Annotated in this window: 24 protein-coding genes; 11 read left to right on the forward strand and 13 right to left on the reverse strand. The window is 64.1% G+C overall.

The annotated features are described in order from the left end of the window. Nucleotides 1–40 precede the first annotated feature (40 nt). Both NLM31_RS33105 and NLM31_RS33110 read left to right on the forward strand, forming a co-directional pair. A complete protein-coding gene (locus tag NLM31_RS33105; RefSeq protein ID WP_254133474.1) occupies nucleotides 41–379 on the forward strand; it encodes a hypothetical protein in 339 nt (112 codons plus the stop codon). 239 nt (nucleotides 380–618) lie between these two features. Next, on the forward strand, nucleotides 619–903 hold the full coding sequence (locus NLM31_RS33110) for a hypothetical protein (RefSeq protein ID WP_254133475.1): 285 nt from the start codon (nucleotides 619–621) through the stop codon (nucleotides 901–903). A gap of 84 nt (nucleotides 904–987) precedes the next feature. Here the strand turns inward: NLM31_RS33110 and NLM31_RS33115 are convergent, their stop codons facing one another. Continuing rightward, nucleotides 988–2,211 (reverse strand): lytic murein transglycosylase, encoded by a 1,224-nt coding sequence (locus tag NLM31_RS33115; protein ID WP_254135505.1) that lies wholly within the window; start codon nucleotides 2,209–2,211, stop codon nucleotides 988–990. Between the two features lie 99 nt (nucleotides 2,212–2,310). Here NLM31_RS33115 and NLM31_RS33120 point away from each other — a divergent pair, with 99 nt between their 5' ends. After that, nucleotides 2,311–2,802, forward strand: a complete 492-nt coding sequence (locus NLM31_RS33120; RefSeq protein WP_254133476.1) for a hypothetical protein — start codon at nucleotides 2,311–2,313, stop codon at nucleotides 2,800–2,802. On the opposite strand, the gene ettA is transcribed toward NLM31_RS33120, so the two are convergent. Further along, nucleotides 2,762–4,411, reverse strand: coding sequence for an energy-dependent translational throttle protein EttA (gene ettA / locus NLM31_RS33125; protein WP_254133477.1), 1,650 nt, complete (start codon nucleotides 4,409–4,411; stop codon nucleotides 2,762–2,764). The genes NLM31_RS33120 and ettA overlap by 41 nt on opposite strands. 234 nt (nucleotides 4,412–4,645) lie before the next feature. Here ettA and NLM31_RS33130 point away from each other — a divergent pair, with 234 nt between their 5' ends. After that, nucleotides 4,646–4,861, forward strand: coding sequence for a hypothetical protein (locus NLM31_RS33130; RefSeq protein WP_254133479.1), 216 nt, complete (start codon nucleotides 4,646–4,648; stop codon nucleotides 4,859–4,861). 159 nt (nucleotides 4,862–5,020) lie between these two features. Next, nucleotides 5,021–5,983 (forward strand): D-2-hydroxyacid dehydrogenase family protein, encoded by a 963-nt coding sequence (locus tag NLM31_RS33135; RefSeq protein WP_254133480.1) that lies wholly within the window; start codon nucleotides 5,021–5,023, stop codon nucleotides 5,981–5,983. 73 nt (nucleotides 5,984–6,056) lie between these two features. Here the strand turns inward: NLM31_RS33135 and NLM31_RS33140 are convergent, their stop codons facing one another. Next, nucleotides 6,057–7,220, reverse strand: coding sequence for a L,D-transpeptidase (locus tag NLM31_RS33140; RefSeq protein ID WP_254135506.1), 1,164 nt, complete (start codon nucleotides 7,218–7,220; stop codon nucleotides 6,057–6,059). 364 nt (nucleotides 7,221–7,584) lie between these two features. On the opposite strand from NLM31_RS33140, the gene NLM31_RS33145 reads away from it, so the two are divergent. Further along, complete coding sequence (locus tag NLM31_RS33145; RefSeq protein ID WP_254133481.1) at nucleotides 7,585–8,508, forward strand: hypothetical protein; 924 nt, start codon at nucleotides 7,585–7,587, stop codon at nucleotides 8,506–8,508. Nucleotides 8,509–8,571: 63 nt separating this feature from the next. Here the strand turns inward: NLM31_RS33145 and sseA are convergent, their stop codons facing one another. The 3 genes from sseA to NLM31_RS33160 all read right to left on the reverse strand — a co-directional run bounded on the left by sseA (nucleotide 8,572) and on the right by NLM31_RS33160 (nucleotide 11,194). Beyond that, entirely contained in the window at nucleotides 8,572–9,429 is an 858-nt protein-coding gene (gene sseA / locus NLM31_RS33150) for a 3-mercaptopyruvate sulfurtransferase (RefSeq protein WP_254133482.1), read from the reverse strand. A gap of 137 nt (nucleotides 9,430–9,566) precedes the next feature. Next, nucleotides 9,567–9,980, reverse strand: a complete 414-nt coding sequence (locus tag NLM31_RS33155) for a rhodanese-like domain-containing protein (RefSeq protein WP_254133483.1) — start codon at nucleotides 9,978–9,980, stop codon at nucleotides 9,567–9,569. A 38-nt stretch (nucleotides 9,981–10,018) separates the two neighbouring features. Next, nucleotides 10,019–11,194: a VWA domain-containing protein gene (locus NLM31_RS33160; protein ID WP_254133484.1), complete on the reverse strand. Its 1,176-nt coding sequence runs from the start codon at nucleotides 11,192–11,194 to the stop codon at nucleotides 10,019–10,021. A gap of 123 nt (nucleotides 11,195–11,317) precedes the next feature. On the opposite strand from NLM31_RS33160, the gene NLM31_RS33165 reads away from it, so the two are divergent. Both NLM31_RS33165 and NLM31_RS33170 read left to right on the forward strand, forming a co-directional pair. After that, nucleotides 11,318–11,563 (forward strand): GlsB/YeaQ/YmgE family stress response membrane protein, encoded by a 246-nt coding sequence (locus NLM31_RS33165; RefSeq protein ID WP_254133485.1) that lies wholly within the window; start codon nucleotides 11,318–11,320, stop codon nucleotides 11,561–11,563. 105 nt (nucleotides 11,564–11,668) lie between these two features. Beyond that, nucleotides 11,669–12,511 carry a MoxR family ATPase gene (locus NLM31_RS33170; RefSeq protein ID WP_063201884.1) on the forward strand — a complete coding sequence of 281 codons (843 nt, stop codon included), beginning with the start codon at nucleotides 11,669–11,671 and terminating at the stop codon, nucleotides 12,509–12,511. Nucleotides 12,512–12,772: 261 nt separating this feature from the next. On the opposite strand, the gene NLM31_RS33175 is transcribed toward NLM31_RS33170, so the two are convergent. The 5 genes from NLM31_RS33175 to NLM31_RS33195 form a co-directional block, all read right to left on the reverse strand. Then, nucleotides 12,773–13,315: a transposase gene (locus NLM31_RS33175; RefSeq protein ID WP_254133486.1), complete on the reverse strand. Its 543-nt coding sequence runs from the start codon at nucleotides 13,313–13,315 to the stop codon at nucleotides 12,773–12,775. Between the two features lie 144 nt (nucleotides 13,316–13,459). Next, complete coding sequence (locus NLM31_RS33180; protein ID WP_254133487.1) at nucleotides 13,460–15,106, reverse strand: GMC family oxidoreductase; 1,647 nt, start codon at nucleotides 15,104–15,106, stop codon at nucleotides 13,460–13,462. A 16-nt stretch (nucleotides 15,107–15,122) separates the two neighbouring features. Next, nucleotides 15,123–15,716 (reverse strand): GNAT family N-acetyltransferase, encoded by a 594-nt coding sequence (locus tag NLM31_RS33185; protein ID WP_254133488.1) that lies wholly within the window; start codon nucleotides 15,714–15,716, stop codon nucleotides 15,123–15,125. A 128-nt stretch (nucleotides 15,717–15,844) separates the two neighbouring features. Further along, nucleotides 15,845–16,783: an SMP-30/gluconolactonase/LRE family protein gene (locus NLM31_RS33190; protein WP_254133489.1), complete on the reverse strand. Its 939-nt coding sequence runs from the start codon at nucleotides 16,781–16,783 to the stop codon at nucleotides 15,845–15,847. Nucleotides 16,784–17,026: 243 nt separating this feature from the next. Next, on the reverse strand, nucleotides 17,027–17,860 hold the full coding sequence (locus NLM31_RS33195) for an AraC family transcriptional regulator (protein WP_254133490.1): 834 nt from the start codon (nucleotides 17,858–17,860) through the stop codon (nucleotides 17,027–17,029). Nucleotides 17,861–18,034: 174 nt separating this feature from the next. Here NLM31_RS33195 and NLM31_RS33200 point away from each other — a divergent pair, with 174 nt between their 5' ends. Further along, nucleotides 18,035–19,138: a mandelate racemase/muconate lactonizing enzyme family protein gene (locus NLM31_RS33200; RefSeq protein WP_254133491.1), complete on the forward strand. Its 1,104-nt coding sequence runs from the start codon at nucleotides 18,035–18,037 to the stop codon at nucleotides 19,136–19,138. A 9-nt stretch (nucleotides 19,139–19,147) separates the two neighbouring features. Here the strand turns inward: NLM31_RS33200 and NLM31_RS33205 are convergent, their stop codons facing one another. Next, nucleotides 19,148–19,498: a hypothetical protein gene (locus NLM31_RS33205; RefSeq protein ID WP_254194995.1), complete on the reverse strand. Its 351-nt coding sequence runs from the start codon at nucleotides 19,496–19,498 to the stop codon at nucleotides 19,148–19,150. Nucleotides 19,499–19,681: 183 nt separating this feature from the next. On the opposite strand from NLM31_RS33205, the gene NLM31_RS33210 reads away from it, so the two are divergent. After that, entirely contained in the window at nucleotides 19,682–19,906 is a 225-nt protein-coding gene (locus NLM31_RS33210; protein ID WP_254133493.1) for a hypothetical protein, read from the forward strand. Between the two features lie 279 nt (nucleotides 19,907–20,185). On the opposite strand, the gene NLM31_RS33215 is transcribed toward NLM31_RS33210, so the two are convergent. Beyond that, complete coding sequence (locus tag NLM31_RS33215; protein ID WP_254133494.1) at nucleotides 20,186–20,842, reverse strand: glutathione S-transferase family protein; 657 nt, start codon at nucleotides 20,840–20,842, stop codon at nucleotides 20,186–20,188. A 120-nt stretch (nucleotides 20,843–20,962) separates the two neighbouring features. Between NLM31_RS33215 and NLM31_RS33220 the strand changes: the two genes are divergently transcribed. Continuing rightward, nucleotides 20,963–22,186, forward strand: coding sequence for a polyhydroxyalkanoate depolymerase (locus NLM31_RS33220; protein WP_254133495.1), 1,224 nt, complete (start codon nucleotides 20,963–20,965; stop codon nucleotides 22,184–22,186). The last annotated feature ends 2 nt before the right edge of the window (nucleotides 22,187–22,188 follow it).

The raw sequence follows: 22,188 nt of genomic DNA on the forward strand, positions 1-22,188 counted from the left end.
TTGGCCGGAAGAGTTCCGTGTTCGCTGAAAGGTCGCCCGAATGAAGAAGTCGCTTATGGCGGTCGCCGCCGCCGTCACCCTGGTTTTGGCCGCGGGCACACCGGCCCATGCACAGCGCGGTGTCGCTGCCGGCGTCGCCGCCGGGATCATCGGGGGCGCCATCGTCGGGGGCGCACTGGCCTCCCCGTATTATTACGGACCCGGACCGGGCTACGCGTATGGCCCGGGTTACGGCCCCGGCTACTATCCGCCCCGCTACTACGCGCCGGGTCCTGGCTACGTCGCCGACGATTATTATGGCGATGGCTGTGTCTGGCAGAGGCAGCGCTTCTGGGACGGCTACGCCTGGCGCGTCCGGCGCGTCCGAGTTTGCGGCTGAGGCGCGTTAAGCCGCTCGGCTGGACCGATTCAAAATGAGCCGGTTCACTACGGATGCGCCGTTCATCTGCGGGCCTGAAAAAGACCGCTTTTTCTCGTCACAGCTCCGTGTGCGTTTACCGCGGATTGACCATTTGCGCGCTTCCTAGCTGCAAGGCCAATTCGATCCAAATGCGCGTGAACTTTTAAATCCCGGGCGCCTCTAACAAGGTGCGTCCATCTCCCAGGAGAGCCAAGAGCATGAAGAAGACTATTGTTGCCGCCCTCACGGTTGCGACGATCGCCGGTTCGCTGGTGACCGCCACGCCGTCCGCCCAGGCCCATGACGGCGTCGGTGTCGGCATCGCGGCCGGCCTGCTCGGCGGCGCGATCATCGGCGGCGCCATCGCGTCGAGCCGTCCCGCTTACGGCGGACCGGTGTACGTGGCCGAGCCCGGCCCGCCGCCCCCGCCCTGCTACTGGCAGCGCCAGCGCTATTGGGACGGTTACGGCTGGGTCGTTCGCCCGGTTCGCGTCTGCTACTGATCTGATCGCACGGCGCTGATCGAGCGCCGCGATCGAAGCCCGGCCGAGACCATCGGCCGGGCTTTTTCTTTTTAGCGGGCCTTGTCAGCGCGCCGCCTGGATCGAACGCAGCACCTCTTCGCTCGGCCAGCAATCGACCTTGAGCCCGGCCGACTTCTGATAGGCGCCGAGCGCAGCGCGCGTCTGCATGCCGGCCTTGCCGTCGATCTTGTCCTTGTAGAGACCTGCGCGCGTCAGCCCGCGCTGCATCGTCTCGACGTCCTTCGTGCGCAACTGCTTCGACGCGGACCACGGCGTCGCGAACGGGAGCGGACTCGTCATGCGGTCGCTGAGATGACCGACGAACAGCACATAGAGGTCCGAGAAATTGTATTCCTTGATGACGAAGTAGTTCTTCGTGGTCAGGAACGCCGGACCATAGATGCCCTCCGGCTGGAGCAGTGATGCCGGCTGTGCCTGCTCGGCCGCGCTGAGCTTCTCGCCACGCACCGGCACGAAGCCTTCGCGCAACCACTGGCCGATCGGCTTCGTCACCTCGGGCACGCCGGTGGTGCAGTCGACCTTGGCCGGCGCTTTGACCTCATAGGCCCAGCGCACGCCGCTCTGCCAGCCCTTGTTGACGAGCTGCTGCGCGGCCGAGGCCAGCGCATCCGGCACCGAGTGCCAGATGTCGATGCGGCCGTCGCCGTCGAAATCGACGCCATGCTTGTAATATTCGGACGGCAGAAACTGCGTGAGCCCGGTGGCGCCGGCCCAGGACGAGCGCATGTCCTTGCGCGTCACCACGCCCTCGCCGAGGATCTTCAGCGACAGGATGAACTCGTTGCGATAGGTGTCCTTGCGCCGGCCGACATAGGCCTGCGTCGCCAGCACGCGGACGAGATCGTAAGGTAGCGTGTAGCGGCCATAATCGGTCTCGCGGCCCCAGATCGCGAGCATCACGGTGGCGGGCACGCCGGAGCTGTTCTCGATCTTCGTCAGCGCAGCATTGTATTTCTGCAGCAACCGCTGCCCCTCGCCCGCGAGATTCGCAATCGAGCCTTCCCGGACATAGTCCGCCGGCACCTGCACGAATTCCGCCTGCGACGGCGCGCCGGTCGCAGGCCGGCCCGGCAGGATCAGATCAGGCAGCTTGTAATCCGGCTCGAGCCCGCGCGTCTGTTGATCGAACGTCGCGCGCGAGACACCGGCCTCCTGTGCTTCCGGCCAGAGCGAGGCGATGAACTGCGTGAAGGCGGCATCGGCGGCGTGGATCGGTTGCGAGCCGAGCAGAACCAACCATAGCAAGGCGCCGGCCAGCTTGATCATTGTCCGATATTGCATTTCCGCACCTGTTCCTGAAGGCTCGGACATCGACCGAGTCGCAACGCTCGTTTGCGGTTGTAGCCGGAGAAGGTCGGAAGCGCGATGTTCTTCCCGAAGGTCAACGTCAAGGATGACCCTGTTCGTCGATGGCACCGACCGGACCGCCAGTTCTTCGCTAATGGCGCCTGCCAGGTGCTGGCCTATGCATTTCTGGAACGATACGCGGATCTCGGCTTTCACGCGCGCTGGATCAAGCCGGCGCCCGGCTATATCGGCCACCACATCTTCGTCACCGATGGCCGCAATACGTTCGACTACCACGGACTCACGACGGAAGCTCAGCTGCTGTCGCTCAGCTTTCGGCGGGCACGCCGGTTCTTTCCGGGTTGGGACGCAACGCTCGTCGATCTGCCGATGGACGTCCTGATCTCGAATCAACGATCTCGCGAAATCGAAGGGCTTTGGCTGCGTGAGCCAAAGCAGTTTCTTCACGACGCGCTGCCACGCGCCCACGCCTTTCTCGACAGGTTCGGGAACCTGCGAGACCGGCTGATCACCGCGTCAGCTTCTTGTACTTCACGCGGTGCGGAATGATGCTGTCCTGGCCGAGCCGGCGCATCTTGTCCTTCTCGTAGTCCTGGAAGTTGCCTTCGAACCACTCGACGTGGCTCTCGCCTTCGAAGGCCAGGATGTGGGTCGCGATACGGTCGAGGAACCAGCGATCGTGGCTGATGATGACGGCGCAGCCGGCAAAATCCTCCAACGCCTCTTCGAGCGCGCGGAGCGTGTCGACGTCGAGGTCGTTGGTCGGTTCGTCGAGCAGCAGAACATTGGCGCCGGATTTCAGCATCTTGGCGAGATGGACGCGGTTGCGTTCACCGCCGGAGAGTGCGCCGACCTTCTTCTGCTGGTCGGCGCCCTTGAAGTTGAACGACGAGCAATAGCCGCGCGAGTTCACTTCCTTCTTGCCGAGCAGGATCAGTTCGTTGCCGCCGGAGATTTCCTCCCACACAGTCTTCTTGCCGTCGAGCGCATCGCGCGACTGGTCGACATAGCCGAGATGCACGGTCTCGCCGACCGTGATCGTGCCCTTGTCCGGCGTCTCCTGCTTGGTGATCATCTTGAACAGCGTGGTCTTGCCGGCGCCGTTGGCACCGATCACGCCGACGATGCCGCCGGGCGGCAGCTTGAAGGTGAGATCGTCGATCAGCAGGCGATCGCCATAGCCTTTGCTGAGGGTTTCGAAATCGACCACGTTGGCGCCGAGACGCTCGGCGACCGGGATGATGATCTGCGCGGTCTGGGTCTGCTTCTCGCTCGCCTGCTTGAGCAGCTCCTCATAGCGCTGGTAGCGCGCCTTCGACTTGGCCTGGCGCGCCTTCGGCGAGGACGCGACCCACTCCTGCTCGCGCGCAATCGTCTTCTGGTGCGCGGCGTCCTCGCGGCCTTCCTGCTCCAGACGCTTCTGCTTCTGGATCAGCCAGGACGAGTAGTTGCCCTCGTAGGGGATGCCCTTGCCGCGATCGAGCTCGAGGATCCACCCCGTGACGTTGTCGAGGAAGTAACGATCGTGGGTGACGATCAGGATCGCGCCGGGATAGTTGCGCAGATGGCCTTCGAGCCACGAGACGGACTCAGCGTCGAGATGGTTGGTCGGTTCGTCCAGCAGCAAAAGCTCGGGCTGGTCGAGCAGAAGGCGGCACAGCGCGACGCGGCGGCGTTCACCGCCGGAGAGCTTGGTCACATCGGCATCGTCGGGCGGGCAGCGCAGCGCGTCCATGGCCTGGTCGACCTTGCTGTCGAGATCCCAGAGGCCCTGGGCCTCGATCTCGTCCTGCAGCTTGGTCATCTCGTCGGCGGTCTCGTCCGAATAGTTGACCGCAAGCTCGTTGTAGCGGTCGAGGATCGCCTTCTGCTTGGCGACGCCCTGCATGACGTTCTCGCGCACGGAAAGCGCCGCGTCGAGATGCGGCTCCTGCTCGAGATAGCCGACGCGGGCGCCTTCGGCGACCCAGGCCTCGCCGGTATATTCCTTGTCGAGGCCCGCCATGATCTTGAGCAGGGTCGACTTACCGGAGCCGTTGACGCCGAGAACGCCGATCTTGGCGTCCGGGTAAAAGCTCAGCCGGATGTTGTCGAGGACCTTGCGGGTCGGGTAGCTCTTGGTCAGGCCTTCCATGAAGTAGACGAACTGGCGCGCCATCTGTCCCGTGAAACCTTCAATTTGAGGAGTTTTGCTTGCCGCCGATGTAGCGATCCCGCCCCCAAAGGGCAATGTTTTCCCTCCGTTCACCACGGATGAATACCGGGCGGACACCATCCTGACCCCGTTCCGGACAATTGAAACCATCTTTTAATAAATCAGGCCAAAGCTCGGTTTCGCGCGGAAACAGCGCCACCCGCTCAGAACGAACGGGGAGCACAGCGAGGCCCCATCATGGCTCTGATCGAGACCCATTCCCTCCCCGTTCCGGCAGAAGCCGGCCGCACCTCCGCGCTCGTCTCGGAGATCAAGGGCTTCTGGAAACGCTTCTTCGCCACGGCCTTCAACCCCTACCGGCCCGAACTGCACTACATGCGCGGTCCTGGACCTGCCTGGCGCGCCAAGCACGGCATGGATGCGCCGGTCCGGCTGAAGCCCCGCGACCTCTGAGCCGCCGTTCCCTCCCGGATTTGCCAACGGATTCTTGAAGACCCAGACTGCTTGCGCACAGGCCTGATTGCGCGCAACCATGGCCCGGTTCCGACGATGGCGCCCTTCCGCCTGGCGCCGCCACCTCTCGCCGTCAACTCTGGTCCTGGATGAACGCTAATGACGCGGCTGCGCTGTGCAATTCTCGACGACTATTTCAATCTCGCCCTCGACGTCGCCGACTGGTCGAAACTGTCCGACCGCGTCGATGCCACCGTGTTCAGCCATCCCTTCGCCTCCGAGCAGGCCGCAGCCAGCGCGCTGGCCGATTTCGACATCATCTGCGCGATGCGTGAGCGCACGGCATTCCCCAAGAGCCTGTTCGAGAAGCTGCCGAAGCTGAAGCTGCTGCTCACCTCCGGCATGCGCAACGCCGCGATCGACATGGAGGCTGCCAAGGGACGCGGCGTCGCCCTCGGCGGCACGCAATATTCCCGCGATCCGACCGCGCCGCTCACCATGGGCCTGATCCTGGAGCTGACCCGCGGCATCGGCCGCGAGAATGCGCGCATGCATGCCGGTGAGCCCTGGCAGACCTTTGCCGGCGTCGAGATCGAGGGACTGACGCTCGGCGTCGTCGGGCTGGGCAAGCTCGGCACCAAGATGGCGGGCATCGCCAAGGCCTTCGGCATGAACGTGATCGCCTGGAGCCCGAACCTGACGCCGGAGAAGTGCGCGGCCGCCGGCGTCGGCTATGCCACCAAGGAAGAGCTGTTCGCCAAGGCCGATATCGTCACCATCCATGTGGTGCTGAGCGAGCGCTCACGCGGCCTCGTCGGCCGCGCAGATCTGGCGCGGATGAAGCCGACCGCCTTCCTGGTCAACACTGCGCGCGGGCCGATTGTCGATGAGACGGCCCTGCTTGAGGCCTTGCAGCAGCGCAAGATCGCCGGCGCCGGCATCGACGTGTTCTCGGTCGAGCCACTGCCGGTCGATCATCCCTTCCGCAAGCTCGACAATCTCGTGCTGACGCCGCATCTCGGCTACGCGACCGAAGACGGTCTGCGCATCCATTACGGCCAGATGGTCGAGGCGATCGACGCCTTCACCAAGGGCAATGATCTGCCGCGCAAGCTCGCCTGAAGCGACGCGGACCTGAAACGACGAAGGGCGCGCCGATGGCACGCCCTTCGCAATTTCAATTGTCTTGCAGCGCTTAGCGCACGGTGACCGGCGCGGGCAGCGGCGGCACCACCGTCGGCTGCGTGCCCGGGACCGGACCGGCGGGAGCCGCGCCCGGCGCAGGCGCAGCCGATGCGGTCGCCGTTCCCGGCGGCGTACCACCCTGCATCACCACCACGCGGGTGCCGACCTTGGCGCGGTCGAACAGATCCGAGACGTCCTCGTTCAGCATGCCGATACAGCCGGAGGAGACGAACTTGCCGATCGTCGAGGGCTGGTTGGTGCCGTGAATGCGGTACACGGTCGAACCGAGATACATGGCGCGAGCGCCGAGCGGATTGCCTTCGCCACCGGCCATGAAGCGCGGCAGATAGGGCTGGCGCTCGATCATTTCCGCCGGCGGATGCCAATCCGGCCACTCGGCCTTGCGGGTGATCTTCTGCACGCCGGTCCAGGTGAAGCCGTCGCGACCAACGCGGACGCCGTAACGGATCGCGCGGCCATTGCCGAGGACGTAATAGAGATAGGTGTTCGGAGTATCGACGACGATCGTACCCGCGGGCTCCTTGGTCTGGAACGCGACCTCCTGGCGGCGCAGATTCGGCGCGAGCTGCGCCGGCGCCGCATCAGGCTGCTCCTCGGGCGGCAATGACGCCACCGACATCGGCCGGTTACCGGCGCCGGGCTGCGGCGAGACCGCACCGGTCGCGGCCGGGCCAACGGCCTCCGGCGGACGCATGCCATCATTGCCGGGCGCCTGGCCCGAACGATCGCCATAGATCACCGGGGGCGGACCGGCGGGGCGGCCGTAGCGGGGATCATCGGGCGACATCACCGGCCCCTGCGGCGGCGCGGCCGAATAGACCGGCGGAGCGCCAGCCGGGCGGCCGTAACGCGGATCATCCGGCGACATCACCGGGCCCTGCGGCGGGGCAGCCGAATAAACCGGGGGAGCGCCGGCCGGACGGCCGTAGCGCGGATCGTCGGCCGGACCGGGCGGCGGCAGCGCGGCCTGCGGCATCGCGTCGTCGTCATCCTCCAGCGAGTCGAAGTTCGGCGTGCGGTCGCCGGGCCGGTATTCGGCCGGAGCGCCGTAGCTCGGCGCCTGCTGAACCGGATAGCTTTGGGCCTGTGCGAGCGAGGTTCCCGCCGCAGCGACTGTTGCGGCAGCGCATATCGTCAGAAAATGTTTGATCATCATCGCTCTTGTATAGTCCCCGGGCCCCGTCCGAGCCGTCAACGGCCAGATGACCGAAGATAGCGGCACATTCAAGACATAACAGGCTGATTTGGCCTGATTTAGCGATTTGTGATGCAATCGCACATAGTTGCCCCGTTGCATCACGGGGATGGAAATCGCATTACGCCTTAGATTGCCGGAGTCTTCGGCCCCGATTTTTGCGGAACGGCGCGGAGACGTTGCGATATGGTCGAATCAGCCTGATTCGCCACCGATTTGAGCTCGGATCCCATGTGGCGAAGGCGGCAATCAGTACCGTCACCGCGTTCAGATGGCTCATGGGCCCTGGCCAGCCGCCGGGGCGGAAACGCGTAACCCGTCAATGCTTCCCGGCTTTCGCTTCCTGCTTGCCGCGATCCTGCTGTCTGCCTCCATCCTGGTGTTCGGCTTGGGAGCCGCCTCGCTGCTGCGGGCGAGCCACGAGCAGTATGTCAACAACCCCTCCTGGCGGAATGGCCCGCAGGAACAGGTGTTCGCGCAGACCTCCGAGCCGACCCAGCCGGTGCTCGCGGCGCTCCGCGTGGAGCCGGTCGCGCCGGTCGTCAATGAGCCGGCGCCCGCGATGCAGGACCAAGCCCTGAGCAACGAGGTCCCGAGTATCGGCCTGCCCGCGGTCGAGACTGCGCCCGAGCAGATGGCCGCCGTGGCGCTCGAGGCCAAGGTCCAGTCTGAGCCCAAGCCTGCCCCCAAGTCTGATCCCAAGCCTGAGGCCCAGCCTGACCCCAAGTCTGAGCCTCAGCCTGAGATCGTCGCCGTCGCGCCGCCTGCAGAGCCCGCTCCGCCCGCCACCGAGGTGCCGGCGCCTGAGCAAGCCGAGATCCAGGCTGCGGCTCCGGCCCCCGCCGACACACTCACCCCCGCTGACACGACCGTTTCCATGGCCCAGACGACGCCCGCACCAGCCGTGAGCGCCACCGACGTGCCGCGAACCGCAACACCAGCGCTGGCATCACGCGTCAGCGACATTGCAGCAGCCAGGGTGGCTGCGCTCAACGACCTCGCGCCGGCGAAGACCAAAGCCAACAGCGCCGCGCCCGACAGCAAGCCGCGCGCGCTCAAGAAGAAGCGCCACCGCATCGTGCGGCGCCCGCCGCCTCAGCAGCTCCAGCAATCGTATGATCCGTTCGGCCAGCAGCGGCAGATGCAGCAGCAGCAGCAGATCCAGCAGCAGCAGATGCAGCAGCGACAGATGCAGCAGCAACAGCAGCAGCAGGTGCTCGCCACCACGGCCTCGCGCACGCGCTGAACGTCTCCTCACCTCGCCCGTTCTCGTCCGCCGAAGCGAAGGCGGATGTGGGGCCGCGACGCGTTACGCCGGCCCCGTCGCGATCGGCGGGCCCTTCTCCTGGCCCCATTCCGACCATGAGCCGTCATAGAGCGCGGTGTCGGTGACGCCCAGGCGATAGAGCGCGAGCGTCAGCACGCCGGCCGAGACGCCGGAGCCGCAGCTCGTCACGATCGGCGCGTCAAGCTTGACGCCGGCGCCGGTGAAGGCGGCGCGGAGATCGTCCAGCGGCTTCATCGTGCCGGTCGCGGCATCAAACAGCTGACCATAAGGCACGTTGCGCGAGCCGGGGATGTGGCCGGAGCGGATGCCAGCGCGCGGCTCGGGGGCGCGGCCTTCGAAACGATCGGCAGCGCGTGCGTCGATCACCTGCTCGACACGGCTTTCGACGTTGGCGATCAGCTGCTGCATGCTGCGCACGCGCTTTGAATCGTAAGTCGCCTTGAACGTCGCGGGCTTCGGCTTCACCTCGCCGCTCTCCACGGGGCGCCCCTCAGCGCGCCACTTCTTCAGACCGCCATTGAGGATGCGGACGTTGCCGTGGCCGAAGGCCAGAAACATCCACCACGCACGCGGTGCAGCGACCCAACCGCCGGCATCGTAGAGCACGACCGTGTCGGCATTGGAGATGCCGAGATGACCGACATCGCGGCCGAACTGCTCGGCGCTCGGATACATGTGCGGCAGCGGGTTAGAATGATCCGACACCGCTTCGACGTCGAAGAACACGGCCCCCGGCAGATGCGCGGCGAGGTAGTCATCCTTCGGCAGCGGCAGCACGCCCGGCAGCTTGAAGCTGGCGTCGAGCACCTTGACGTTGGCATCGTTGATGTGGGCGGCGAGCCATTCCGTGGAGACGAGGGGATCGGTGGGGGTGGTCATTGGCATGCTCCGGCAATTGTCTCAGTCGTCATGGCCGGGCTTGTCCCGGCCATCCACGTTCTTGCTGTCAGCGGGTGAGGACGTGGATGCCCGGGACAAGCCCGGGCATGACGGTGTGGCTGATAGTTGAAACTCAATCAGGCTTTCTTCTTCGGCTCCCACTGCTCCGTCGGACCGCCGGCATCGCGCCAGGCGGCGTAGCCGCCGGCGATGTGGGCGACGGGCTTCAGGCCCATGTCCTTTGCGGTCTTGGCCGCGAGCGCAGAGCGCAGGCCGCCGGCACAGTGGAAGACGAACTTCTTGTCTTCCTGGAAGATCGGCTTCGCATACGGGCTCTGCGGATCGATCCAGAATTCGAGCATGCCGCGCGTGCAGGAGAATGCGCCGGGGATGCGGCCGTCACGCTCGATCTCGCGGGGGTCGCGGATGTCAACGATGACGACGTCGCCGTTCTTGGAGATCTCGATGGCGTCCCTGGCGGTGAGCGTCTCGATCTCGGCATTGGCCTCGTCGATCAGCGCCTTGATGCCGCGGGTGATGTTCTGGGGCATATGCTTCTCCCTCTTGTCGTCGTTCGCAGGCGCGCGTGCTAGTGCGTCAATTCCTTCATCGCACTCTCCAGACCTTCGATCGTGATCGGGTACATGCGGTTGGCAAAGATGCGTTTGATGATGGTGGTCGATTCCGAATAGTCCCAGTGCTTCTGGGCAACCGGGTTCAGCCACACCGTGTGCGGATAGGTCCGGATGATGCGATCGAGCCAGACCGAGCCGGGCTCCTCATTGACGTGCTCGACCGAGCCGCCGGGCACCATGATCTCGTAAGGCGACATCGAGGCGTCGCCGACGAACACGACCTTGTAGTCGTGCGGGTATTTGTGCAGCACGTCCCAGGTCGGCGTGCGGTCCGTGAAGCGGCGCTTGTTCTGCTTCCACACGCCCTCATAGAGGCAGTTGTGGAAGTAGAAATACTCCATGTGCTTGAACTCGCTCTTCGCCGCCGAGAACAGCTCCTCGACCTGCTCGATATGCGAATCCATCGAGCCGCCGATGTCGAAGAACACCAGGAGCTTCACCGCATTGCGCCGCTCGGGGCGCATGTGAACGTCGAGATAACCGTGATTGGCGGTCTCGCGAATGGTGGTATCGAGATCGAGCTCGTCCGGTGCGCCGGTGCGCGCGAACTTGCGCAGGCGCCGCAGCGCCACCTTGATGTTGCGGATGCCGAGCTCGACATTGCCGTCGAGATCCTTGAACTCGCGCTTGTCCCACACCTTCACGGCGCGGTTGTTGCGGTTCTTCTCCTGGCCGATGCGGACGCCTTCGGGATTGTAACCATGCGCGCCGAACGGCGAGGTGCCGGCGGTGCCGATCCATTTCGAGCCGCCCTGGTGCCGGCCCTTCTGCTCCTCGAGGCGCTTCTTCAGGGTCTCCATGAGCTTGTCCCAGCCCATGGCCTCGATCTGCTTCTTCTCTTCCTCGCTGAGGTATTTTTCGGCGAGCTTCTTCAGCCACTCCTCGGGGATCTCCGCCTTCTCCATGGCGTCGAGCAGGCTTTCCAGCCCCTTGAACACGGTGCCGAAGACGCGGTCGAACTTGTCGAGGTTGCGCTCGTCCTTCACCAGCGAGGTGCGCGACAGGTAGTAGAAATTCTCGACCGAATAGTCCGACAGATCGGCGTCGAGCGCCTCCATCAGCGTGAGGTATTCGCGCAGCGTCACGGGGACCTGCGCATCGCGCAGAGACGTAAAGAATTGCAGGAACATGGGTGACAGATTGCCCGTCGGGTGGCGAACGTCAAGGGGCGGAGGCCTTCGCTGCGCGCTGGACCGGCAGGCTTTTTGCTCTACAATTGGGGACCTCAAGGGGTCTTTTTGGGGACGTTTGCAATGGGAATTCTCGCAGCGCTCATCATTGGCGCGATCGCCGGCTGGTTGGCCGGCAAGATTGTCCACGGGGCGGGATTTGGGCTGATCGGCAACATTGTCGTCGGCATCATCGGCGCGCTGGTGGCGGGCTGGGTGCTGCCGCAGCTCGGTATCGCGCTCGCCACGGGCACGCTGGGCTCCATCATTGATGCCACGGTTGGCGCGGTGATTGTGCTCGTCATCCTTTCGCTGATAAAACGGGTCTGAAAGCCTGACCGAACCAGGAACGGCCGCCATGAGCGGCCGTTCCCATGTCGTGACCACGGCAATGCCATTGGCAATTCCCGGGACGACGACCAACAAGGACGCGCAATGAAATTTACCGGCACCAAGGACTATGTTGCGACCGACGATCTCAAGGTCGCCGTCAATGCCTCGATCGTGCTGGAGCGCCCGCTGCTCATCAAGGGCGAGCCCGGCACCGGCAAGACGGTGCTGGCGGAGGAAGTGGCGAAGGCGTTGAACGCGCCGCTTCTGACCTGGCACATCAAGTCCACCACCAAGGCGCAGCAGGGCCTCTACGAATACGATGCGGTATCGCGCCTGCGCGACAGCCAGCTCGGCGATAGCAGAGTCTCCGACATCAAGAACTACATCAAGCGCGGCAAGCTGTGGGAGGCCTTCACCGCCGAGCAGCGCCCGGTGCTGCTGATCGACGAGATCGACAAGGCCGACATCGAATTCCCGAACGACCTGCTGCTCGAGCTCGACCGCATGGAATTCCATGTCTACGAGACCGGCGAGACCATCAAGGCCAAGCAGCGCCCGATCATGATGATCACCTCCAACAACGAGAAGGAGCTGCCGGACGCTTTCCTGCGCCGCTGCTTCTTCCACTACATCAAGTTCCCCGACGCCGACACGATGGGCCGCATCGTCGACGTCCACTTCCCCGGCATCAAGAAGCGTCTCGTCGAGGAAGCGCTGCGCATCTTCTTCGAGGTGCGCGAGGTGCCCGGCCTGAAGAAGAAGCCGTCGACGTCGGAATTGCTCGACTGGCTCAAGCTGCTGCTCAATGAAGACATGAGCGTCGAGCAACTCCGCGAACGCGACCCGCGCAAGCTCATTCCACCGCTGCACGGGGCGCTGCTCAAGAACGAGCAGGACGTGCACCTGTTCGAACGGCTGGCGTTCCTGAGCCGACGGGAAGTTTAGGGCACAATGCCGTAGGGAGGGCAAAGGCGCAAAGCGCCGTGCCCACCATTCGGTAATGATTGGCAAGATGCGTGGGCACGCTTCCGCCTTCGCTCTTCGAGCTACGGCGGACAAGTCGCTTTGCCCACCCTATGATATCTGGCGTTCTTGAGCAGAAGGGAAGTGTAAGGACCGGACTTGTAGGATGGGTAGAGCGCAGCGAAACCCATCATTATGCTGCGTTCGCTAAAGCCCGATGGGTTTCGATTTGCTCAGGGCCCCTCAACTTCGCTCTCCAAATTTGGTATCGCCGTCATATTGTGACAGATCCCCGGCCCAATCTTCCGGATAGGCGCCGAGCTCCACTTGCCGATGGAATGACGACGGCGCCCAGTCACGGACTCGATTGACCAAGCCGTGCTTCACCGGATTAATGTGCACGTAATCTATATGCCGAGCATAATCTTCCTCATCGCGAATGGTGTGTTCCCAATACCTACGCTGCCAGATGCCGCGCTCCGCTTTGCTTGAGCGACTTGCTGAAACCGGTTCTTTGGTCACAAGGCTGCGGGAGAACGCCGCCTTGATCTGCCGCCAGCGCATTGCAAAATCAGCATCTCCGTCGGGCATCGTCCAGACAGTGTGAAGATGCTCAGGCAGCACCACGATCGCGTCGATGGTGAATGGGTGCCGTTGACGGACTTCGCGAAAGGCCGCGCGCAGCAGGTCAATGTTCGCCGTCAGGAGGGATTGCCGGCGGTCGAGCAGATTGACAGTGAAGAAAAAGCTTCCGCCGGGGACGAAATTGCGCCGATAGGAGGTCATACCTGATGATAGCACAACTTAAGATAAGCATCGAAATCTTGTAGGATGGATAGAGCACAGCTAGACCCATCGTGCCTCCACGAGTGCTGCACGATGATGGGTTTCGCTTCGCTCTACCCATCCTACGAAGTTACGAAGTTTACCTCACGCCACCGCTGCGTCCGGAAGCCGCACAGCTTCCATCGGGACCTTGCCGCGGATCAGGTCGGAGGCGCGGTCGGCGATCATCATCGTGGAGGCGTTGAGGTTCGCCGAGATCATGCGCGGCATCACGGAGGCGTCGATGACGCGCAAGCCTTCGAGGCCGTGGACGCGGAGCTGGTCGTCGACGACCGCCCACGACGAATCCGCCGGGCCCATGCGGCAGGTGCAGCCGGGATGGAAGGTGGTGGTGCCGCGTTCGGTGGCGGCGTGCAGGAATTCGTCGTCGGTGTTGACGTTGGGGCCGGGGAAATCCTCGTAGGCATAGTAAGGCGAGAGCGGCGCGGACTTCAGCAGGTTGCGCGCGAGCTTCATGCCGCCGACGATGACGCGGCGGTCGAGCTCGGCGTCGAGATAATTGGTCTGGATGATCGGCGGCGCAAAGGGATCATTCGAGCGGATGCGGACATAGCCGCGGCTCTCCGGGCGCTGCTGCCAGGAGGCGACGGTCATGCCGGGTTCGTCCTCGAGCTGGCCCTGCACGCCTTCCTTGTAGCTCGCCGGCGTGAAGGTGAGCTGCAGGTCGGACGAATCCGCGCTCTCGCCGGAGTGCCAGAAGCAATAGACCATGGTCGGCGACAGCGAGAGCAGGCCCTTGCGCGCGGTCGCCCATTTCAGCGCCTCGATCCACAGCGAGAAGCCACGACGCAGCTCGTTGATGGTCTTGATGTCCTTGACCCGCGCCACGGTGCGCGGGGCGTAATGGTCCTGAAGCCCCTCGCCGACCGGCAGGGCGTGACGCACCTGGATGCCGTGGGCGTTCAGCAAATCCGGCGAGCCGATGCCGGAGAGCTGCAAGAGCTGCGGCGAATTATAGGTGCCGCCGGAGAGGATGACTTCCTTGTTGGCGCGTACTTCCACCGGCGTGCCGCCACGGCCGCCCTTGGTGTAGCGCACGCCGACGGCACGCTTGCCCTCGAAGATGATCTCGGTCGCATGCGCATGCGTGTGCACATGCACGTTCGGCCGCTTCATCGCGGGCTTGAGGAAGGCGGTCGAACCGGAGACGCGCAGGCCCTTGTCGATGGTGCGCTGGCAGTAGGAGACGCCTTCCTGCTTCGCGCCGTTGTAGTCGGGATTGCGGGGGATGCCGAGCGAGACCGCGCCTTCCATGAAAGCTTCGCAGAGCGGATCGCGCCAATCCATCGTGGTGACGGTGAGGTTGCCGTCACGCCCGCGAAAGGTATTGTCACCCTCGCCGACCCGCTTCTCCAGCCGCTTGAAGTAGGGCAGCACGTCGGCATAGCCCCAGCCGCGATTGCCCATCTGCGCCCAGGTGTCGAAATCCATCCGCTGGCCGCGGTTGTAGATGTGGCCGTTGATCGAGGACGATCCGCCGAGCGTCTTGCCGCGCGGCGCGTAGATGCTGCGCCCACCGGTGTAGGGCCCGACCTCCTGCTGGTAGGCCCAGTTGATGCTCTTCATGTGGAAGGTTTTGATGAAACCCGCCGGCAGATGAATGTAGGGATGCCAGTCGTTCGGGCCCGCTTCGAGCACGCAGACGCTGGTGTTGGGATCTTCGCTGAGCCGGCTGGTGAGGACGCAACCGGCGGAGCCCGCGCCGATGATCACATAGTCAAATCTATCCATGGTGCCCCGGCCGCCCCTAGCGCGGCTTGTCGTTGAGTTGATAGTTGAGATGCGCCTTCACCGTCGGCCATTCCGCCGCGGTGATGCTGTACACGACGGTGTCGCGCAGCGTGCCGTTCGGCGCGACCTGGTGGCTGCGCAAAATGCCGTCCTGTTTGGCGCCGAGGCGCTCGATGGCGCGCCGGCTCTGGTGGTTGAAAAAATGCGTGCGGAATTCCACCGCGATGCAGTTCAGCGTCTCGAAAGCATGAGTCAGCAGCAACAGCTTGCACTGCGTGTTCAGAGGCCCGCGCTGCGCGCTCTTGCCATACCAGGTCGAGCCGATCTCGACGCGGCGGTTGGTGGCATCGATGTTCATGTAGGTGGTCTGGCCGACGATCTTGCCGCCGGCATCGAACACGGTGAACGGCAGCATCGAGCCCGCGGCCTGGAGGCCCAAGCGGCGGTCGATCTCCTTGGCCACGTTCTCCGGCGTCGGGATCGCAGTGTACCAGATCGTGTAGAGCTCGCCGTCCTTCACGGCCTCTACCAGCCCCTCGCGGTGCTCTTTCGACAGCGGTTCGAGACGGGCGTGCTGTCCACGCAGGGTAATGGGATCAGGCCAGGGCATTGAAGTCTCTCCTTACGTACGGCGTCGCGTCATTGCGAGGAGCGAAGCGACGAAGCAATCCAGACTGTCACCTCGGCGGCATTCCTGGATTGCTTCGCTCCACTCGCAATGACGGTAACTAGCACCGTTTATTTGTTTAGGAAATTGAGAGGCAAACCACCGCGCGGCCAGTCCATGGCGATCAGCTCGCCCTTGCCTGACAGCGTGATGTAGGCGGTCTTCAGCTCGGGGCCGCCGAAGGCGATGTTGGTGGTGACGCGGTCGCCGGTCGGGACCTGCTCGACCAGGGTGCCATCCGGCGCGATCACCGAGATGCAGCCGGAAACGAGCGTGGCGACGCAGACATTGCCGTTGGCCTCGACCGCGAGCGAGTCGAACATCTGGTAGCCGCCGAGGCCGCAGATCGGCTTGCCCCGCTCGCCGCGATAGATCACCTCGCGCGGCTTGAGCACGCCGGGCGCGGAGAGTTCATAGGCCCACAGCCGCGCCGTCGGCGTCTCCGCGATGTAGACGGTGTTCTCGTCCGGCGACAGGCCGATGCCGTTGGCCGGCAGCACGCCGTGCACGATTTCGACGATCTCCTTCATGCCGGGCTTGAGGTAGTACATGCCGCCGACATCCATCTCGCGGGGACGGCGTTTGCCGAGATCGGAGAACCACAGGCCGCCATGCTTGTCGAACACGAGATCGTTCGGCCCGCGCAGATCGTGCTCGCCGCATTTGGTCACGACGGTCTCGATCTTGCCGGATTGCAGATCGACGCGCTGGATCGAGCCGCCGAGATAATCCTCGGGCTGCGGGCCCGGCATGATCATTTTGCCGGTCGGGATCCAGGAGAAGCCGCCATTGTTGCAAATGTAGATCTTGCCGTCGGGACCCAGCGCCGCGCCGTTCGGGCCGCCCGGCACTTTCGCGACGACCTCCTTGCGACCATCGGGATAAACGCGGGTCAGGCGCTGTCCGCGAATTTCCACCAGCACCACCGAGCCGTCCGGCATCACGACCGGCCCTTCCGGAAATTCGAGGTCGGTGGCGAGAACACGGATATTGGGCGTGGCAGTGGACATTTGGGGGACTCTCCCGGCTGCTTGTTATGGCTTGCTCGGGATGTCCGGCACGGGCCCCGCTGGCAAGTTTTGCCAGCGGTTATGACAAACCAGGTCCCCCTTGCCAAGCAAGCGGGCGCAATGCTGCGTTGCAGCCGCGAAGCGCGATGAGGGCATCGCGCCTTGCGCTATTGTTTGAGCATGATCTTTTCGGAAAACCGCTCTGCACTTTGCGCTAACGCGGCCCTTCGGGTCCGGATCATGCTATTCTTTGATGGGCACCCAGATTTCGAAGCCGCCATTGCCGGTCACGGGATCGAACTTCTCGTCGTAGCGTTCGAAGTTCGGCGCATCTGCGGCCTTGTGGCCCGACCCCGGCAGCCATTGATTCCAGATCGCATTGACGGTGCGCCTGATGGAAGCGACGTGATCGGCGTGCGTGAACACCGCGTAGCGCTGCTCGGGGATGCGGATGCGGCCGAAGCCGCGTGGCAGGTCGGAGAAGTCAGCGACCTCGACGCCGGCGATGTAATCGAAATTGCCGGAATCATCGCCGTTGCAGCAGACACCGTAAGCGACGTTGCCGATGCGCTCGGGAATGTCGGCAACCTCCTGGTGGAAGCGCGCCCACATCCCCGGGATGATGGCGCCGTTGTCGCAGGAGATGCGCTCGGCGAGACCGGCGACGAGAATGGCCTTTGCGGTTTCGAAACGCGGGGCTTTGAGATTGTCTGACAGGGTGGAGTCCATGAGGATCGGCTCCTGAAGCTTGAGATGGTGGGTGCACGTCGCCGCCCTCACCGCTTCGGGCGTGGTGCCGAACTGGTCGCGGAACGCGCGGGTGAATGCTTCGTGCGAGCCGTAGTCCGCCTCCAGCGCCAGCGACAGAATGTCCGGCGCTCCCCTGGCAAGGCTGCGCGCCGCCTCGCTCAGCCGCCGTGCGCGCACGTAACGCATCACCGGATAACCGGTGGCTGCGGCAAACGCACGCACCATGTGGAACCGCGACACGCCACCGATCGCAGCGATCTCGTCGAGCGTCATCGGCTCGGCCAGATGGCTTTCGATGTACCAGAGCGCGCGCTGGGCTGGGTTCATGGTGACTAAGCTCTCGTTCGAAGCACGGCCATGATGCGCGCCGCCGCCGGAGCGCGCTTGATCGGCATTGCGGTCTGCGCATGAGGATAGTCCGGGAATGGCCAGTGGCAACGCCCCGATATTCGCAGCTACACTGTCTGGAACCGCTCAAAGAAAGCATGGAGGAACCGCGTCATGGAAATCACCGATGTGCGGGCGCACCATATCCGCATTCCCTACGACGCCGGTGTCGCGAGCTTCCGCCAGGGCGCATCCGCCATCTCAGCCCTCGACATGGTGCTGGTGGAGGTGACGACCGATGCCGGGCTGACGGGATGGGGCGATGCCTTCGCCTATGTCTGCCCGGCCACCACGCGGAGCGCCGTCGAGGAGATGATCGCGCCGCAGGCGCGCGGGCTGAAGGTGCCCGACGCGGCCGGCATTCCGGCCGCCATGGAGCAGATCCAGCGCAACCTGCATCTGTTCGGCCGCTACGGCATCACCATGTTCGCGATCTCAGGGCTCGACATCGCACTGTGGGACCTTGCCGCGAAGATCGAGGGCGTGCCGGTGCATCGCCTGCTCGGCGAGACGAAGCGCGCAAAGATTCCCGCTTACGCGAGCCTGCTGCGGATCGGCTCGCCCGAGAACATCGCCGGCGAATGCAGGAAGGCGCTCGCGCTCGGCTATGGCGCCATCAAGCTGCATGAGACCACGACGCCAGCGGTGTTCGCCGCGCGCGAGGCGATCGGGCCCGGTATCCCGCTGATGGTCGACATGAACTGTCCGCTCACGGCCGAACAGGCGATCGCTTTCGCCGGAGCGTGCAAGGACGCGCAGCCGATGTTCCTGGAGGAGCCGGTCTGGCCGCCGGAGGATTTTGCTGGGCTCGCCGAGGTCCGCAGCAAAGGTGGACTTGGCGTCGCGGCCGGCGAGAATGCCTGCACGGAATATCAATTCCGCCAGATGATGGATGCGGGTGCCGTGAGCCATGCGCAGCCGTCGGTGATCAAGGTCGGCGGCATCACGGAATTTCTGAAGGTTGCGCGGCTCGCCGATCAGCGCGGCGTCAAGATCGTCCCGCATTCCCCTTACTTTGGTCCGGGCCTGCTGGCGACCTTGCATCTGCTGGCGACGCGCGACGACGGGCTTGTCGAGATGTTCTATCTCAGGCGTGAGGCCTGCCTCTGGGGCGGCCGCGCCGATGTCGACACGACCGGACATGTCGCGGTACCAACGGGCCCGGGACTCGGCCTTGATCCCGATCGCGGCGTGATCGAGCGCTACCGCGTGGCGTGATCGCTGCCGCTACTTCGCAGCATCCTTCGGCGGCGGCGCGTCCTGCTTCTTCTTCAGATCCTCCGCCTGTTTCACTTGCGCCGTCTGCAGATCGCCGATGGTCTTCTGCAAGCCTGCAAGCGTCACCTTCAGCGTGTCGATCTGGCGGTTGGCAGCGTCGATCTTCTGTTGGTGATCGAGATTGAGCTTGCTGATGGTCTTCTGGAGGAAATCGACATTGCTCTGGAGACAACTGGTGCGCCGCTCCATCGTCTTCTCCACCGTGCAGATCTCGATGCCGGGCACGTCCTGCGCCAGCGCCGGCGTATGCGCGACGAGCGGTAACATGGCGAAACACACGGCAGCGATCCGGCACAGCATCCAGGTTCCTCTTCAAATTAATCACGGCAATGTGCGCCGATTGCGCGCGCCTTCCCGAAGCTACCACACTCGCACCGCATTCTCGCGATGAGCTTGGCTTGTTCCCTTGGACGGGGAGCGGTGAACCGCACGCGGAAGAAGTAGGCGCTCTTTCCGCGGCTTTGATTAGGGGAGATTTTTGGAATGGCAACGCGCGATAGACGTTTGGCAGAATTCGATGGCGCCGGAGAGCCACCACCTGGCCTGCCGGTCGAGGTGCTGTGTGAGGATCACAGCGGGACATATCAACTGCCGTTCGCCTGCCGCTATGTCGAGGGCCGCTGGCAGAATGACGCGGCCGGCGTCCCGGTGGAAGCCACCGTCATTGGTTGGCGCGTGCCGCGCGTGAAGCATTCCGGCGTGGCCTGACGGTTTGGTTCTGTCTCAAAATGCAACGGGGCCGCGCTCCGCCTTAACGAACGGAACGCGGCCCGAACGAATCACGTCCGAATCAGCCGTTTGACGCTGTACGCGGCTGTTCACGGCTAGATGTCGACAAGGCGCCGCCGGGGCGCACAATATCTGCGCGGTGCGAGATGCGCCCTCGCCAGATACCGGCCGCAAAAGTTAACGATGGCAAAGACATGGAGGTCGGCGAGACGCAGGCCGCCGCCGCCCCGGAAACAGGCAGGACCGTAGGCCGCCTGCCTAATATTCGACCTCGAGCTCCTCGATCTCGGCCGGCTCTTCCTGCGCCGCCGCGATCCATTCCCTCATCTCGGGCATCGCCATGATGGTATCGGCATAGGCCTTCAACCGTGGCTCGAGCTTGACGTCATAGGTGACGAAGCGCGTCACCACGGGCGCGTACATCGCATCCGCCATGGTGCGCGTCTCGCCGAACAGGAACGGGCCGCCGGATTTCTCCAGACAGTCGCGCCAGATCGACCAGACCCGGTCGATGTCGGCCTGCGCGCGCGACCAGATCTTGAAGCCGGGGAAGTGGCCCTTCAGATTGACCGGCAGCGAGGCGCGTAGCGTGGTGAAGCCCGAATGGATCTCGCCGCAGATCGAGCGGCAATGCGCGCGCTGGACGCGATCCGCCGGCAACAGGCCGGCGTCCGGCATCACCTCGTTGAGATATTCGGCAATGGCAAGCGTATCCCAGACCGTGGCGCCGTCGTGGCGCAGACAGGGCACCAGGATCGAGGACGACAGCAGCAGGATTTCGGCACGCGCCGAGGCGTCATCCGGTGCGGTGACGATCTCCTCGAAATCGAGCCCGGAGAACTTCGTCAGCAGCCAGCCACGCAGCGACCAGGACGAATAGTTCTTGCTGCTGATGGTCAGTGTCGCCTTCGCCATAGGGCCTTCCCTCACGTTTACGGCCAAAGGAGCAGCAAGCGACGTGCCAATTTGAGGGGCGGCCAGTGTCCGTCTGGCTCCGATATTGCATGGCAACATCGGAGAGGTGGGCGCTTCAGTATGATGTCGATGTATTATCAGGCTTTTCAGAACCAGATGGACCTGACGGCGCCGTGGCGGGCGGGCGCCTCGTCCGCGCTCAAATTCCTCGATCTGGTGCCGCAGGGCATGTCCGACAGGGTGGTCGGCCGGCTCTCGGCGGCGCTGGAGTTGATCTCCCGCTCCACCCTCACCTATCACCGCCCGGCCTACGGCATCGACAGCGTGATGATCGGCAATCGCGAGGTCGGCGTCACCGAGGAGATCGCCTATGCGACGCCGTTCGGCTCGCTGCTGCACTTCAAGAAGGACGGCGTGACCGAGCAGCCGCGCATGCTGCTGGTGGCGCCGATGTCCGGACATTTCGCCACGCTCCTGCGCGGCACCGTGAAGACGCTGCTGCAGGACCACGACGTCTACATCACCGACTGGCACAATCCGCGCGACATTCCGCGCAGCGAGGGCCGCTTCGGGCTCGACGACTACACCGAACACCTGATCGACTTCCTCGGACAGCTGGGTCCGCGCCCGCATATGGTGGCGATATGCCAGCCGTCAGTGTCGGCGCTCGCGGCCGCCGCGATCATGTGCGAGGGCAATCACCCGTCGCGGCCGGCGACGCTGACGCTGATGGCCGGGCCGATCGACACGCGGATCCAGCCGACCAAGGTCAACGACTTCGCCAAGAGCAAGCCGATCGAATGGTTCGAGCAGAACCTGATCAACTACGTCCCGGTGCAGTGCCGCGGCGCATTCCGGAAGGTCTATCCCGGCTTCGTGCAGCTCACCGCCTTCGTCTCGATGAACCTCGAGCGCCACATCAAGCAGCACATGGATCTCGCCAACCACATCGCCAAGGGCGAGAAGGAGAAAGCGGCAAGCATCAAGACCTTCTACGACGAATATTTTGCGGTGATGGATTTGCCCGCCGAGTTCTACATCGAGACCGTGCGCGACGTGTTCCAGGAGCACCTGCTGCCGCAAGGCAAGCTGATGCATCGCGGCCGCCCCGTCGACACCAAGGCCGTCAGCCGCATGGGGCTGATGACGGTCGAGGGCGAAAAGGACGACATCTGCTCGATCGGCCAGACGCTCGCCGCGCAAGACCTCTGCACCAGCGTGCGCGCCTATCGCAGGGTCCATCACATGCAGGCCGGTGTCGGCCATTACGGCGTCTTCTCGGGCAAGCGCTGGAATAACGAGATCTACCCGCTGCTGCGGGATTTCGTGCACGTGAATTCGTGACT

Origin of the sequence: Bradyrhizobium sp. CCGUVB4N (assembly GCF_024199945.1) — a bacterium.
In the GTDB taxonomy this organism is placed as follows: domain Bacteria; phylum Pseudomonadota; class Alphaproteobacteria; order Rhizobiales; family Xanthobacteraceae; genus Bradyrhizobium.

What these genes read in the sequence shown, in the direction of transcription:
- NLM31_RS33175 (WP_254133486.1), bottom strand. Translation starts at nt 13,315, where the DNA reads ATGACCTCCTATCGGCGCAATTTCGTCCCCGGCGGAAGCTTTTTCTTC.
- NLM31_RS33180 (WP_254133487.1), bottom strand. Translation starts at nt 15,106, where the DNA reads ATGGATAGATTTGACTATGTGATCATCGGCGCGGGCTCCGCCGGTTGC.
- NLM31_RS33205 (WP_254194995.1), bottom strand. Translation starts at nt 19,498, where the DNA reads ATGCTGTGCCGGATCGCTGCCGTGTGTTTCGCCATGTTACCGCTCGTC.
- NLM31_RS33115 (WP_254135505.1), bottom strand. Translation starts at nt 2,211, where the DNA reads ATGATCAAGCTGGCCGGCGCCTTGCTATGGTTGGTTCTGCTCGGCTCG.
- NLM31_RS33190 (WP_254133489.1), bottom strand. Translation starts at nt 16,783, where the DNA reads ATGTCCACTGCCACGCCCAATATCCGTGTTCTCGCCACCGACCTCGAA.
- ettA (WP_254133477.1), bottom strand. Translation starts at nt 4,411, where the DNA reads ATGGCGCGCCAGTTCGTCTACTTCATGGAAGGCCTGACCAAGAGCTAC.
- NLM31_RS33155 (WP_254133483.1), bottom strand. Translation starts at nt 9,980, where the DNA reads ATGCCCCAGAACATCACCCGCGGCATCAAGGCGCTGATCGACGAGGCC.
- NLM31_RS33110 (WP_254133475.1), top strand. Translation starts at nt 619, where the DNA reads ATGAAGAAGACTATTGTTGCCGCCCTCACGGTTGCGACGATCGCCGGT.
- NLM31_RS33105 (WP_254133474.1), top strand. Translation starts at nt 41, where the DNA reads ATGAAGAAGTCGCTTATGGCGGTCGCCGCCGCCGTCACCCTGGTTTTG.
- NLM31_RS33185 (WP_254133488.1), bottom strand. Translation starts at nt 15,716, where the DNA reads ATGCCCTGGCCTGATCCCATTACCCTGCGTGGACAGCACGCCCGTCTC.
- NLM31_RS33145 (WP_254133481.1), top strand. Translation starts at nt 7,585, where the DNA reads ATGCTTCCCGGCTTTCGCTTCCTGCTTGCCGCGATCCTGCTGTCTGCC.
- NLM31_RS33165 (WP_254133485.1), top strand. Translation starts at nt 11,318, where the DNA reads ATGGGAATTCTCGCAGCGCTCATCATTGGCGCGATCGCCGGCTGGTTG.
- NLM31_RS33210 (WP_254133493.1), top strand. Translation starts at nt 19,682, where the DNA reads ATGGCAACGCGCGATAGACGTTTGGCAGAATTCGATGGCGCCGGAGAG.
- NLM31_RS33140 (WP_254135506.1), bottom strand. Translation starts at nt 7,220, where the DNA reads ATGATCAAACATTTTCTGACGATATGCGCTGCCGCAACAGTCGCTGCG.
- NLM31_RS33195 (WP_254133490.1), bottom strand. Translation starts at nt 17,860, where the DNA reads ATGAACCCAGCCCAGCGCGCGCTCTGGTACATCGAAAGCCATCTGGCC.
- NLM31_RS33130 (WP_254133479.1), top strand. Translation starts at nt 4,646, where the DNA reads ATGGCTCTGATCGAGACCCATTCCCTCCCCGTTCCGGCAGAAGCCGGC.
- NLM31_RS33170 (WP_063201884.1), top strand. Translation starts at nt 11,669, where the DNA reads ATGAAATTTACCGGCACCAAGGACTATGTTGCGACCGACGATCTCAAG.
- NLM31_RS33220 (WP_254133495.1), top strand. Translation starts at nt 20,963, where the DNA reads ATGATGTCGATGTATTATCAGGCTTTTCAGAACCAGATGGACCTGACG.
- NLM31_RS33200 (WP_254133491.1), top strand. Translation starts at nt 18,035, where the DNA reads ATGGAAATCACCGATGTGCGGGCGCACCATATCCGCATTCCCTACGAC.
- sseA (WP_254133482.1), bottom strand. Translation starts at nt 9,429, where the DNA reads ATGACCACCCCCACCGATCCCCTCGTCTCCACGGAATGGCTCGCCGCC.
- NLM31_RS33120 (WP_254133476.1), top strand. Translation starts at nt 2,311, where the DNA reads ATGTTCTTCCCGAAGGTCAACGTCAAGGATGACCCTGTTCGTCGATGG.
- NLM31_RS33160 (WP_254133484.1), bottom strand. Translation starts at nt 11,194, where the DNA reads ATGTTCCTGCAATTCTTTACGTCTCTGCGCGATGCGCAGGTCCCCGTG.
- NLM31_RS33135 (WP_254133480.1), top strand. Translation starts at nt 5,021, where the DNA reads ATGACGCGGCTGCGCTGTGCAATTCTCGACGACTATTTCAATCTCGCC.
- NLM31_RS33215 (WP_254133494.1), bottom strand. Translation starts at nt 20,842, where the DNA reads ATGGCGAAGGCGACACTGACCATCAGCAGCAAGAACTATTCGTCCTGG.